The following is a 13,120-nucleotide window of genomic DNA, read 5'->3' as shown; positions in this document are numbered from 1 at the left end:
GAGATGAACCGTATCATCTCTAACAGTTCCAAATGACTCAATCCTTGTGTAAGCAGGGATTAGGGCTTTTGAAAATCGCCCCATCTCCTCCAGATATGTAAGGAGTCATCGTGAAGACTTGTCTGATTTATCCCCAGGTTTTGTTTGTTGAATTTTGAAAAGCAGTATGATATGCTATTCACAACTAAAGTGATTGGAGTTGAAAAGATGAAAATTCTTTCTTGCTAATTGATTAAGCATAATAAAAATTTTAGGCACGTCATGCCTCTTGTTTTGTTGTGCTTATGCAAGAAAGTAATTCATTCTTTTCACTCAACGATATATCTTGGTCACACCTAGTATAGGCTTGGCTTTGCTGTATTTTATGAGCTGTAAGAATTTACTTTCTTGCAGCTCATAATTTTTATACAGGAGGGTAAGCCATGTCACTAATAAACGTGATGCATCTCACCTTTGGCTATGATGGCAGTTATGATAACATATTTGAAAACGTAAGTTTTCAAATCGATACAGATTGGAAATTAGGCTTCACAGGCAGAAATGCTAGAGGCAAAACTACATTCCTCAGCTTATTGCTTGGTAAATATGAATACAGCGGGACTATTTCGGCAAAAGTAAGCTTTGAGTATTTTCCTTTCAAGGTAACCAATCCGGAAAACAGCACCATTGATGTAATTGAAAATATTTATCCGGACTACCTCCAGTGGCAGGTTATGCGCGAGTTATCCTTGCTACAGGTTTCAGAGGACGTTTTATATCGCCCTTTTGATACACTTTCAAACGGAGAGCAAACAAAGGTGTTGCTTGCAACCTCGTTCCTTAAAGAGAATAGTTTCTTGCTGATTGACGAGCCGACGAACCACCTTGATATGCAGGCAAGAAAAATTGTCAGTGACTATCTCAGATCTAAACGTGGTTTCATTTTGGTATCTCACGACAGAGCCTTTCTTGATAACAGCGTTGACCACATCCTTTCAATTAACAAAACAAATATTGAAATTCAAAAAGGGACTTTTTCGTCTTGGTGGGAAAACAAAAAGATGCAGGACAATTTTGAGCTTGCAGAAAACGAAAAACTCCGAAAAGATATTACCCGCTTGTCATCTGCCGCAAAACGTACATCTGATTGGTCGGATAAAGTGGAGAAAACAAAGTTGGGTACCAGGAATTCAGGTTTAAGGCCGGATAGAGGTTATTTAGGTCACAAGGCTGAAAAGATGATGAAACGTTCTAAGGCAATCGAATCAAGACAACAATCAGCTATTGAGGATAAGGCTAAGCTTCTCAAAAATATTGAAAGCTCTGAGCGGTTAAAAATTTCTCAGCTTAATTTTCATGCAGACCGATTTATAGAGATTGAAAATGTAGCTTTATTCTATGCTGAGAAGACAGCTTGTGAGAGCGTAAGTTTTACCATTGAGCAGGGTGACAGAGTAGCGCTTTGCGGTAAAAACGGCTCAGGGAAGTCAAGCCTTATTAAGCTGATTTGCGGAGAAAACATCACTTATACAGGCACTTTCAGGAAAGCAAGCCAGCTTAAAATATCCTATGTTTCGCAAGATACCTCACACCTTAGGGGCAACTTAACCGACTATGCCACCGAACATGGTATTGATGAAAGTCTTTTTAAGGCTATTTTAAGAAAACTTGATTTTTCAAGAGTTCAATTTGAAAAGGACATGTCTGATTTTAGTGGTGGACAAAAGAAAAAAGTGCTGATTGCCAAAAGCCTTTGTGAGAAAGCTCATTTGCATGTCTGGGATGAACCACTTAATTTTATCGATGTTATCTCTCGTATGCAAATAGAAGAATTACTGCTTGAATACTCGCCAACTATTCTATTTGTGGAGCATGACAGTGAATTTTGCAAAAATATTGCAACGAAGATTGTTGACCTGTAAGCAAAAGGAAAACAGACTAGCTAATTAAAGTCACGCCAAGTAATGTAAACGCCGGTTGCGGCTTAAGGAAAGCAAAGAAGCAAGCTGCACCGAGCTTGCTTCTTCAATGATTGAGTAGATGATATTTATATAATTTATAATACAGAGTTTGTCTGGGAATGCCTAATTCATTAGCGGTTCTCAGGACGTTAAGATTATTTTTACCAAGGATGGTTTTAATCGTCTCTTTCTCATATTCTTCCATCATCAAAGGCAGTGTGTTGTTTATGTTGACCGGACTGGCTACGGCGGCCGGTAAGCAATCGGTGATATACCTGGGAATGTGGCGTAAGGTAATGAATGGAGTGTTATCCACCAGGTTAAAGGCACTTTCGATGCAGTTTCTAAATTCCCGGATATTGCCTGGCCATTGGTACTGTTCAAACAAGGTTTTTACGGCGGGATCAATGGTTTTAATATTTTTGTTGAATTGGTGATTATAGGTATCAATGAAATACGTAAGCAGGATGTCCAGGTCATCTTTTCTCTCTCTGAGCGGGGGAATTTCGATATTGACCACATTTAAGCGAAAAAACAAATCGGTCCTAATTCTGTTTTGTGTTAATAGTTGGGCGGGAGTTTCATTCGTCGACGTAATGATCCTGATATTTACGTTACTATCCTTGCTATCGCCAATTCTTCTCACAGTCCGGTCTTCAATAGTACGCAGCAGTTTGGCCTGCAAATCAAGCGGCATGGAGTTTATTTCATCTAAATAGACTGTGCCGCCATTGGCCAGTTCAAACAAACCGGGTTTATCTTCTGCTCCGGTATAGCTGCCTTTGGTTGAGCCGAAAAATAAGCTTTCCATAATGGACGGCGGGATAGCGGCACAGTTCTGCGCAATAAAAGGCTTATTCTTTCGTGGGCTTTCGCCATGAATAGCATGGGCAAATATCTCTTTGCCGGTGCCGGTTTCGCCGTATATAAAAATATTTGAATTGTTTTGGGCGGAATTTTTCAGGATGTTGACTAATTCTATCATGCGATTGTTGCTGGTAATGATATCGTCAAAAGAATATTTGGCACCGGCGTTGCTATAGGCTCTTTTGTACTTCAAAGATTTATGTTTATTCGATAGGTCGGTGGAGATTTCAATGGCTCCGATTATACCCTGTTCATTTTTTAAAGGAAAGGCTGTGTTTAAAGCGTATATTGAGTTTTCTGCGTCCAGCTTAATATTTTGCAAATGATTTACAAGCGGTTCACCGGTTTCAATTACTTTAAAGATCGTGCTGTTTTCCCTGGTTAACCAGGGATACAGCTCAAAGATTGTTTTACCGATCGCATCGGTATGACCAATCTTATTTAACCGGTCATTAAAGTTGTTATAATACATGATTTTACCTTCCCGGTCTACAATAATAATTAAATCGGTATTTTTAAAAAGCGTTTTCATTTGATTTAATATATTTTCGTACATCGTTATCCCTCACTGTCATAAGTAGTGTCGAAAATCTAAAATATTTTATGGATATTCGACACTACACCATAGAACCCTTTTTTGTCTATGAATTTGAATTATATCAAGACTTATCAGGCGTTTGGACGGTTTTTCCATGTGTCGAAAATTTGTACAACCTTTGCTAGCGGTGCTGTTTTAAATGGCAGTTTTATGATAAAGTGAATATAACATCAAGCAGAGTTCTCGTCCTTATCTGAGCCCGGACAAACTTGCCGGGGGCCAGACGGCACTTATCCCGCCGGGGGCGATGAAGGGCGTAGTAGCGGTTGGCTTTCAGATTACCTCCGGGTTCCGGCAGTGTTTTATAAAAGAGTAAGGTTGTTGGCATGAAAGTTGCATATATTGACAAGTACAAAAAATCTTCTTTTTCTACCGGCTTTAAAAAAGTAAAATAAAATACTTGGGGTCTGACGATGAAACGAACCTGAAATGTTTATCGTTAAACAAGTTGACGGCAAAGGCGCCGTTCAGTGATCTAGAGTGTCTAGGTCCCTGAACGGCGCCTTTGTATCCGCAGGTGAACGAATTCAGGGGAGCAATGCCGGAGGTTTAGCAGGCTAATTCCCTGGCCAGTTCCAGGATGGTGGATAAGGAGGGGTTAGTGCATTCAGGTCTGATTCTTGTAAAGCCTGGTTATGGCTGTAGTCCAAAGTATAAAAATGGAGGGGTAATTGTGAAAAAAAATATGAAAAGCAACTTGTGCAGCAGATGGTGTTCTCTTATGGCGCTGGTACTGGTTTTAACGCTGGGGTTATTGGCTGGCTGCGGTAAAAGCCAGGAAGCTGCACCAGTCAAACAAGGTCAGGCCGCTTCTGGGCAGCTTGTTGTCACCACCTATGGCGGGAAATACGATGAAGTGTTCATGAAAGACGTGGTACAGCCATTTGAGGCCGCGAATCCCGGCGTGAAAATAAAACTGGCGCCCTATACCGGCGTAGCGAAATTGGCGCAAGGCGGCGGTGAACAGATTGATATTGTTTCGCTTGATGACTTCGATATCGTTGAATTAGGGAATAAAGGGCTGCTGAGTGAATTGCAGCAAAAAGATTTTTCTACCTGGGAGCAGTTGTATCCGCAAACATTCCTGAAAAGCGATGACGGCAAAGTCATTGGACTGGCCGATCAATTCGGGTCCTGGGGCATTGCTTATAATCCGAAAGAAATGGCGAAGCCGGACTCGTGGAATGTTTTTTGGGACCCCGGAATGAAGGGGAAAGTAGCCATGATGTCCCAGTGGATTCCCGATATCATCCTAACAGCAAAAGCCAGACAGGCAACTTATGAGAATATGGACCCGGTCTGGCAGGCCGTTAAAGAGGTAACGCCCAATGTGGTGCAATATTATTCTTCCTTTTCGGAGCCTGAAGCGCTGTTTGGTTCCGGCGCAGTCCAGGCTGCCTCCTATTTTAACGGGCGGGTCATTGCGATGAAGGAGGCGGGCAAACCGGTGGATTTCACCATCCCGAAAGAAGGCGGAGTTTTGATACGGGCGACCAAGGGCATATTAGCCAGCAGCAAAAATCAGGAATTAAGCCGCAAATTTGTCGACTTTTGTATGAATCCTGAGGTTCAGGTGAATTTTGCCAAAGATATGTATTATGGACCAACCAACCGGGAGGCTAAGCTGGAGCCGGCCCTGGCCGGCAAGGGTGTGGTTTATGGTAAGGAAGCCATTGACGCCCTGATTACGCCGGACTGGAATAAGCTGTTGCAGCAAAGGAAGGACTGGTTGATAAAATGGGTCGAAGCAACATCCAGATAGAAACGGCAGTTTCGCTGCAATCGATCACCAAAATATACCAGGATCATCCCGTATTGCAGAACATAAGTTTTGATATTGCGGCAGGCGAATTTCTTTCTTTGCTGGGACCCAGCGGTTCAGGTAAAACAACGCTTCTGCGGATGATTGCAGGTCTGGTCACACCGGATCAAGGCAAGATTATTTTGAAAGGTCAGGATGTCAGTTTTACTCCGCCGAACAAACGGAATCTTGGCATGGTATTCCAGCAATATGCGCTTTTTCCCCATATGACGGTGTGGGAAAATGTTGCGTTTGGTCTGACGGTGCGCAAAATGGAGCGGGAAGCGGCCGGAAAGCAGGTACAAAAGTATCTGGAACTTATGGGGCTGACGCCCCTTGCCGCGAGAAAACCCAGGGAATTGTCCGGCGGGCAGCAGCAGCGGGTCAGTCTGGCCAGAGCCTTAGCGGTAGAACCGGTTTTGCTGCTTTTTGACGAGCCGCTGTCTAATTTGGATGCGCGGCTGAAGGAGCAGTTGCTGCAGGAAATTCGCAACCTGCACAAGTCGCTTGGTTTCACCGCGGTATATGTTACCCATGATCAAAATGAGGCGCTGTATCTATCGGATAACATTGCCGTGCTCAATCAAGGCAGGATCGAACAACTGTCTACACCCCTGGATATTATCAGCAGGCCGGCTTCCTTATTTGTGGCGGATTTTTGCGGCTATACCAACCGTGTTGAGGGGGCGGTGCTTGAAAGCGGGCAGCAAGCGCGACTGGGCGGCTTGCAAATTCCTGTCGGCCATCTTGGCGCCGGCTGCAGGCCGGGAGATAGGGGCGTAATTATGATGCGCCCCAATGCCGTGCGGATTCATGATCAAAGCGACCGGTATTGTTCACCGCCAAATGGACATGGCCAGCTTGTTGTCGCCAGGGTGAACGATTGCCGTTATCTGGGCGGGCAGACGGAACTGAAACTTAGTCTGGAGCAAGATCTGGAAATTACCGCTGTTTCCCCGGCCATGCTAAAACCCCTGCCGGAAGCAGGCGCCGGCATAACGATTTCTTTTGCGGCGGACTCGATTGCTTTCTACCAGCCGGAACCGGCGGATAGGGCGAATATTATTTCTTTATCTGCAGCCGGGGAGCGGGCAGATGCTTTAACCGGGGAAAAAGGAGTAATATTTCCATGAACGCCATGAAAATATTCTATACTGCCGCCGGGTGGCTGGCGGTGGTCTATATCGCCGCGCTGTTTTGTTTTCCGGTATTTCAGGTGTTACTGACCAGCTTGCAGGAAGGCGGCAGTTTTACTGTTCAACACTATATAAAAATTTTTACCGGCAGCGTTTATCTGCGGGTATTATTCCAGACGCTTTGGGTTTCCGTGATCGCCACACTGGTTAGTTTATGCCTTGGCTATAGTTTAGCCTACTATATTGCCAGCCGGCCGGTTAAATCGCAGGGGATTTGGCTGATGGCCATCATTACCCCCATGTTTATGAGCCTGACCATACGTTTTTTTGGCTGGATGATTTTTTTGGGTAAAGAGGGGCCGCTATTACAATTTCTTCAGGGGATTGGCGTGGCAGACAAAGAGTTTACCCTGTTGTTTACCACGGCGGCTGTTGTCATCGGCATTGTCCACTATGCCTTGCCATTTGTCGTGCTGAATATTTATGCCTCCTTAAAGAAAGTAGAGCCGGCGCTATTGGAGGCAGCGACAATCCTTGGCGCCTCACGCCTGACAACTTTTTGCCGGGTGACTTTTCCGCTGTCGTTGCCGGGCGTATTTTCCGGGGGCTCCATTGCTTTCGCCCTGGCGGCCAGTACCTTCCTGGTGCCGCGCATGCTGGGCGGTCCTAAGGATATGATGATTGCCAACTTAGCGTATGACGCCATTATTAAAATTGGCGATATGCCGCTGGGCGCGGCCTTGTCCATGGTATTGCTGACCCTTGTTGTCCTGGTGCTTGTCGTGATGAACCGGTTGGAGAGGAGGTCGCACTTTGCCAAATAAATGGGATGCTTTGTACTCTTTTATTATCGCTCTCATCATGGTGTTTATGCTGGCACCTGTTTTGATGATTATTCCCGCGTCGTTCGCCGGCTCCAACATGTTCAGTTTTCCGCCGGCCGGCTTTACCTTACAGCATTATGCGGCGTTGATCAATGACGGTATGCTGCTGGCGTCGGTGGGAACAACGTTGTATATCGGGGTTGCGTCCACGGTACTGGCAACGGCTGTGGGCGTTCTGGCGGCGCTGGGCATTGTGAAGGGGAATCTGCCGTGCAGGGATTTCATGGAGTCCTTTTTCTTAGGGCCGCTGATTGTACCTTTGGTAACGACAGGCATTGGCCTTTTGATTTTCTTTGTGCCGTTAGGACTGCTGGGTACGTCGCCGGCTATCATTTTGGCGCATTCCATCGTCATTAGCCCGTATGTGGTCAGGATTGCCTGTGCCAGTTTGCGGCACAGTGATCCGGTTTTGGAAGAAGCAGCCATCGTGCATGGGGCAGGTGCGTGGGATGTTTTTCGCACGGTTATCTTTCCCCAGATGCGGCCGAGCCTGATTTCGGGCGCTTTGCTGGCTTTTTTGGTATCGATCGACGAGTATACGGTTACGGTGTTTCTTGTTCAGGTGGATCTCGTAACAATGCCCATAAGAATTTTTCAATATATTATGCTGGATATTAATCCGGTGGTTACCGCCCTTGCCAGTGTAACCATTATTGTCACCGGCATTTTTGTCGTCCTGTTGGAAAGACGGTATAATATCCACCGTTATCTGGCCCTATAACCTCTCTAAAAACTTGCCCGGAAAGGAATAAAACTCATGAAAAATATTAGCAAAACGAAATTCGGCCTGCTTGGCCTGGCATATGACACCTCGGCTTCACTGGGCTTACCCGGCGCGCGGTACGCACCGGGTAAAATCAGGAATTCTTTGCAGTGGATTTTAAACCGGATTAAAGACAACAAGATTTATGACACCGAGGCCCATCGCATTGTGGACATGGCTGACATTGAAATGAAAGACTTCGGCGATGTTTTGATCTCGCGCTACAATCACCAACAAAGCCTGGCGGAAATCAAGGCAGGCATTGAGCAGCTGCTTGCCGGCGGATACTCACCCATTCTGCTGGGGGGAGACCATTCTGTTACTTTGCCGGGTTTTCAGGCGCTGCATGATCATGCCGGCGGCAATATTGGCATTATTCAATTGGATTCCCATCTGGATCTGGTGGAAGACTCTTTTGTGCAGGGAAAATATTCGGGCAGCAGCGAGATTCGCCGCGCCATTGAAATGGAAAAAATAAAAGGCGACAATGTCGTGCAAATCGGTATCAGAGGCTATAATTATGCCGAGCATTTTCAGTATATTAACGAGAATAACATTACCGTAATACCGCCGGGGCAAATTTTCGAAAAAGGCATTGACGCTATAGCGGCGAAAGCACTGGAAGTGGCCGGACGCGGGACGCAGCATATCTACCTGACTGTTGACATTGATGTGCTGGATTCGGCCTTTGCCCCTGGTTCGGGCGCAAATGAACCGGGCGGGATTACTTCTTACCAGCTTTTTTCCTTTGTCAAAAAAGTGGCGCCGTATGTGGATATGATTGATATTGTGGAAGTCAATCCACTGACAGATTACAACGATATGACGAGTACGGTGGCGGCCAGACTGGTATTTGATTATATTGTCGCTAATTATTACGCGGCTTGTCAGGCATAAAGAATGAAAGGGAGAAATTGGGGCATGGGAGAAATCGTGCACAAAGCCTGGGTGGGCAGCAGAATGAAAGCAATCACGCTGGAACTGACCCGAATCAATAGTACGGTTGGGACGGCGGGGGAAGTTGCGATTGCCGGGGAAATCTACCGCAAGCTGGGCGAGCTGCCCTATTTTAAAGAGCATCCCGGCCAACTGCGCTTGCTGCCGGTACGTGGCGATGCGTTAGGCAGGCAATGCGTGCTGGCCGTGGTAGAAGGCGGCAAAGCGCCGCCGCAGCAGCCTGTCCGCACCGTTTTGGGGTTAGGGCATATGGACACCGCCGGGATCGAAGATTACGGCGAATTGAAAGAGTATGCCTGCAGGCCCGAGCTTTTGCAGGAGCAAATGAAATCGATTCAATTCAGTAAAGAAAACCGGGAGGATATTGAATCGGCGGAGTGGCTGTTCGGGCGGGGAATTTTTGACATGAAGGCTGGTGTGGCGGCACTGATGGTGATGATCGAATTATTTGCGCAGCAGGCGGAAAAATTGACCGGCAACTTTGTATTTCTGGGGCTGCCGGATGAAGAGGGAGCTTCGGCAGGCATGCTGTCGGCGGTACAAGACCTGGCCGGTCTGGCCCAAAGCAAGAGATGGGAATTCGTTGCGGCGGTAGATACTGATTACATGACCGGGCGTTATCCCAATGATCCTCATAAATATGTCTATCTTGGGACGGTAGGAAAGCTGCTGCCATGTTTTTATATTTATGGTGAGGAAACACACGTGGGCGAAGCCTTTAACGGTTTGGACGCCAATTTACTGGCAGCCGGCGTGGTCAATGAGATTGATATGTGTACAGGGATGTGCGACAGCGCGGACGGGGAAGTCACGTTACCGCCGGTTAGCCTGCAGCTCCGGGACCTGAAACAGGAATACTCGGTGCAGACGGTCAATGCAGTCGCTGTATATTTTAATCATTCCACCCATCTCAGCCAGCCGGAAGCAGTCCTGGCTCAATACAAAGAGAAAGCGCAGCAGGCTTTTCAAAAGGTTACTGCCCGTCTTACCAACGAGTACCGGCAATATTGCGAACTGGCCGGCATACCGTTTCAGGAACTGCCCTGGCAGGCAAATGTTCTGACTTTTGAAGAACTGTACCAAGCCGTAAAAGCTGAAAAAGGGGATAGCATTGACGCGCTTATCGGGAAGGTGATCGCAGAGCTGCAGGAGTTAGGGCGGGACGACCGTGAGCTTTCTTTAGCAGTGGTGCAGGAAGTGCACAAAAACTACTCGGATCAGAATTCGAAGATCATTGTGTACTTTGCTCCGCCTTACTATCCGCATATTTATGTGGAAGGGACTGAAGAACGGGAAAAGCAGCTGTTAGCGGCAGTCGGTGAGGCCGTAGAAACGGCCAGAAGCCATTTTAACTATGACATTGTAATGAGAAAATTTTATCCCTATATTTCCGATTTAAGTTATTGCAGTCTGCCGCGGACGCAAGACAGTCTGGACGGCCTGCAAAATAATATGCCTGCCTGGCAGCGCAGCTATTCTCTGCCGGTGGAGGCTATTCAAAGAATCAGCATGCCGGTTGTCAATATCGGGCCCTATGGCAAGGATGCGCATAAGCTTTCGGAGCGGTTGTCGTGTAGTTATTCTTTTGACGCTATGCCCTTTATTCTGGAAAAGACACTGGAAAAACTGCTGATTGGTTAAACTAAAGAAAGGTGGTATCATGATGACGATATCGGAAAATATTATTGCCCGTACGGAAAAACTGGGGGCGAAGAACTATCATCCTTTACCTATTGTGATTACAAAAGCGGCAGGCGTGTGGGTGGAAGATCCGGAAGGAAACCGGTATCTTGATATGCTGAGTTCTTATTCGGCATTGAACCAAGGGCATCGTCATCCCGCCATCATTCAGGCGCTTAAAGCGCAGGCCGATCAGGTTACGCTGACTTCGCGGGCTTTTCATAATGATAAGCTCTGCGTATTTTATGAGAAACTAGCCAGGTTTACCGGAAAAAATATGTTTTTGCCGATGAACACCGGGGCTGAGGCTGTGGAAACGGCATTAAAAGCGGTACGGCGCTGGGGCTATCAGCACAAGAAAGTACCGCTAAATCAGGCGGAAATCATTGTGTGTGAAGGAAACTTCCACGGACGCACGCTTACCATTACCTCGTTTTCTTCCAGTGAAAAATCCAGGCAGGGGTTTGGTCCGTTTACACCCGGTTTCAAAATTATCCCCTACGGGGATGCGGCAGCCTTACAACAAGCGATTACCGCCAATACCGTAGCCTTCCTGGTAGAACCCATCCAGGGGGAAGCCGGCATTGTCATACCGCCGCCGGGGTATTTGCAGGCGGTGCGTAAGATTTGTGATGAACACCGGGTTTTGCTGATTGCCGATGAAATTCAGACAGGGTTTGGCCGCACCGGCGCAATGTTTGCCTGCCAGTGGGAAAATGTCGTGCCCGATGTTTATCTGCTGGGCAAGGCCCTGGGCGGCGGGGTGATGCCGATTTCGGCCGTTGCTGCTGACGAAGAGGTATTGGGCGTTTTTGAACCAGGATCGCATGGCTCCACCTTTGGCGGAAATCCGCTGGCGTGCGCGGTGGCCATCGCGGCCATGGAAGTACTGGAGACAGAACAGTTAGTGGAAAACTCACTGACCCTGGGCCAGCATTTTGTCAGCCGCCTGCGCGAGCTGCGAAGCCCGGTGATTCGCGAAGTCCGTGGCAAAGGCTTATTTATCGGCCTGGAATTAACGAAGGAAGCCCGCCCGTTCTGCGAGAAACTCAAAACATTAGGGCTTCTGTGTAAGGAAACACACTCCCGTACCATTAGATTTGCACCGCCGCTAACGATTACGGAAGAGGAACTTGACTGGGCGTATCAGCGAATTGTGCAGGTTTTTGATGCCAGGCATATTCAGGATTAGCCGGGGAGAGCCGTATTGTTGATAATAACGAAAAAAAGTAGGGGGCTGTCGCGCTAAGACGGCCCTAAAAAAACAAAAAAATGGCTTCCGGCTAGTGCCGGTTGCCATTTTTTGTTGTAAAATCAAGGTTGTGAATACAAAGAAATTACAACCAGATTATACAACAAACGGGAATGTATATCAACTGGTTATTCCCATGGATATAGGCGAAATGATCCCGGCAGATGATTCGGTGCGATTACTCAACGCGGTCATGGAAAGGGTGGATTACAGAAGATTGTATGCCGCGTACTCCCGAACGGGGAGAATCGAGATGTCACCGAAGCGTTTGTTTAAAGTTCTCGTATATGGATACATGAATGGCATTTACTCCAGTCGCAAGCTGGAACAGGCCTGCCGGCGAGATGTCAATTTCATGTACCTGCTAGGCCGCAAGAAAGCACCGGACCACGCCACGATCGCCCGGTTTCGCAGCGAGCGGCTGACCGAGGTGATAGATGACCTGTTCTCCCGGCTTGTGCGGTTATTGGCCGATGCAGGCGAACTGTCGCTCTCAAGCGCATTCATAGATGGAGCTAAACTGGAGGCTAATGCCAACCGCTATAGCTTTGTCTGGAAGAAATCGACACAAAAGAATGAATACAAGACGCAGGAAAAGATGAAAGTAGAGCTGCCACCGCTGGCGATCCAGTTTGAGCTGCGATTTCACGTTGGTCAGAAGATCAAGGCCAAAGACCTGAAAAAGCTGCGTAAACGGCTTAAAACGCTGTAAGTTCAGCAAGGTATCGTCTTGCCCATGGCAAGGGGCAGCGAAAACTGCCACTGCAGCGGGCGGTGGAAACAGTTGAAGAATACATGCTTTTTCCAGGGGGAGAGCCTTCCTCTGATTTGTTGTGTCCATAAATCGGCTACGGCTCCTTCTTTTCACTCCCTCACTAGGCTTTTCCTGCTTATTTTCATAAAAAAGGCGTGTCGCTTGCGTTTTTCGAAAAACGTTTTGCGACACGCCCTTTGCGAATGTCACAATAGGTGCATAAGATAAAGGCGTCTGATTCCACAGGAATTGGGCGCCTTTATTTTCATGGCCGTAGCCGGGCGTCTATCGATAAATTAGTTGTGGATAGCCTGCAAGCGGCAGTCAAGGATGCCGATATCATTAGTACGGCCACCTCAGGGACAGTCGGCTCTCCGTCTTATCCCTATTTTAAAGAAGAATGGATCAAACCGGGCGAGTTAATTTGCTTTGTTCATCCCTAAAATATTTACTGAAACATGGGAGGAATTTCATAATCGATGTAGAAA

General features: G+C 47.0%; 11 protein-coding genes. 10 read left to right on the top strand and 1 reads right to left on the bottom strand.

The annotated features are described in order from the left end of the window. Positions 1–422 precede the first annotated feature (422 nt). Complete coding sequence (locus tag VN379_RS03315; protein WP_325530769.1) at positions 423–1,901, top strand: Lsa family ABC-F type ribosomal protection protein; 1,479 nt, start codon at positions 423–425, stop codon at positions 1,899–1,901. Between the two features lie 103 nt (positions 1,902–2,004). Here the strand turns inward: VN379_RS03315 and VN379_RS03310 are convergent, their stop codons facing one another. Continuing rightward, on the bottom strand, positions 2,005–3,363 hold the full coding sequence (locus tag VN379_RS03310) for a sigma-54 interaction domain-containing protein (protein WP_325530767.1): 1,359 nt from the start codon (positions 3,361–3,363) through the stop codon (positions 2,005–2,007). 715 nt (positions 3,364–4,078) lie between these two features. Between VN379_RS03310 and VN379_RS03305 the strand changes: the two genes are divergently transcribed. From VN379_RS03305 to VN379_RS03265, 9 genes are all read left to right on the top strand, one after another. Continuing rightward, the gene (locus VN379_RS03305) at positions 4,079–5,167 is read left to right on the top strand and encodes an ABC transporter substrate-binding protein (protein WP_325530765.1); all 1,089 of its coding nucleotides are present in this window, start codon (positions 4,079–4,081) and stop codon (positions 5,165–5,167) included. Further along, positions 5,143–6,339, top strand: coding sequence for an ABC transporter ATP-binding protein (locus VN379_RS03300; protein ID WP_325530763.1), 1,197 nt, complete (start codon positions 5,143–5,145; stop codon positions 6,337–6,339). Before VN379_RS03305 ends, VN379_RS03300 begins: the two co-directional genes overlap by 25 nt. Next, complete coding sequence (locus tag VN379_RS03295) at positions 6,336–7,166, top strand: ABC transporter permease (RefSeq protein WP_325530761.1); 831 nt, start codon at positions 6,336–6,338, stop codon at positions 7,164–7,166. Before VN379_RS03300 ends, VN379_RS03295 begins: the two co-directional genes overlap by 4 nt. After that, positions 7,156–7,947: an ABC transporter permease gene (locus tag VN379_RS03290; protein WP_325530759.1), complete on the top strand. Its 792-nt coding sequence runs from the start codon at positions 7,156–7,158 to the stop codon at positions 7,945–7,947. The genes VN379_RS03295 and VN379_RS03290 overlap by 11 nt, the downstream gene beginning before the upstream one ends. A gap of 36 nt (positions 7,948–7,983) precedes the next feature. Next, positions 7,984–8,886 carry an agmatinase family protein gene (locus VN379_RS03285; RefSeq protein ID WP_325530757.1) on the top strand — a complete coding sequence of 301 codons (903 nt, stop codon included), beginning with the start codon at positions 7,984–7,986 and terminating at the stop codon, positions 8,884–8,886. Positions 8,887–8,910: 24 nt separating this feature from the next. Beyond that, on the top strand, positions 8,911–10,587 hold the full coding sequence (locus VN379_RS03280) for a M20/M25/M40 family metallo-hydrolase (RefSeq protein WP_325530755.1): 1,677 nt from the start codon (positions 8,911–8,913) through the stop codon (positions 10,585–10,587). A 19-nt stretch (positions 10,588–10,606) separates the two neighbouring features. Then, a complete protein-coding gene (locus tag VN379_RS03275; protein WP_325530753.1) occupies positions 10,607–11,818 on the top strand; it encodes an ornithine--oxo-acid transaminase in 1,212 nt (403 codons plus the stop codon). Positions 11,819–12,131: 313 nt separating this feature from the next. After that, positions 12,132–12,590, top strand: a complete 459-nt coding sequence (locus VN379_RS03270; RefSeq protein ID WP_325530751.1) for a transposase — start codon at positions 12,132–12,134, stop codon at positions 12,588–12,590. A gap of 257 nt (positions 12,591–12,847) precedes the next feature. Then, positions 12,848–13,075, top strand: a complete 228-nt coding sequence (locus tag VN379_RS03265; RefSeq protein ID WP_325530749.1) for a hypothetical protein — start codon at positions 12,848–12,850, stop codon at positions 13,073–13,075. The last annotated feature ends 45 nt before the right edge of the window (positions 13,076–13,120 follow it).

Origin of the sequence: Sporomusa sp. (assembly GCF_035561255.1) — a bacterium.
Classification (GTDB): Bacteria; Bacillota; Negativicutes; order Sporomusales; family Sporomusaceae; genus Sporomusa.
Note: the sequence above shows the minus strand (reverse complement) of the source record. Positions and strands in the feature narration are given on the sequence as shown.

Bases quoted from the DNA above. Each gene is read 5' to 3' on its own strand.
- VN379_RS03315 (WP_325530769.1), top strand. From the start codon at position 423: ATGTCACTAATAAACGTGATGCATCTCACCTTTGGCTATGATGGCAGT.
- VN379_RS03310 (WP_325530767.1), bottom strand. From the start codon at position 3,363: ATGTACGAAAATATATTAAATCAAATGAAAACGCTTTTTAAAAATACC.
- VN379_RS03300 (WP_325530763.1), top strand. From the start codon at position 5,143: ATGGGTCGAAGCAACATCCAGATAGAAACGGCAGTTTCGCTGCAATCG.
- VN379_RS03295 (WP_325530761.1), top strand. From the start codon at position 6,336: ATGAACGCCATGAAAATATTCTATACTGCCGCCGGGTGGCTGGCGGTG.
- VN379_RS03285 (WP_325530757.1), top strand. From the start codon at position 7,984: ATGAAAAATATTAGCAAAACGAAATTCGGCCTGCTTGGCCTGGCATAT.
- VN379_RS03280 (WP_325530755.1), top strand. From the start codon at position 8,911: ATGGGAGAAATCGTGCACAAAGCCTGGGTGGGCAGCAGAATGAAAGCA.
- VN379_RS03275 (WP_325530753.1), top strand. From the start codon at position 10,607: ATGATGACGATATCGGAAAATATTATTGCCCGTACGGAAAAACTGGGG.
- VN379_RS03270 (WP_325530751.1), top strand. From the start codon at position 12,132: ATGTCACCGAAGCGTTTGTTTAAAGTTCTCGTATATGGATACATGAAT.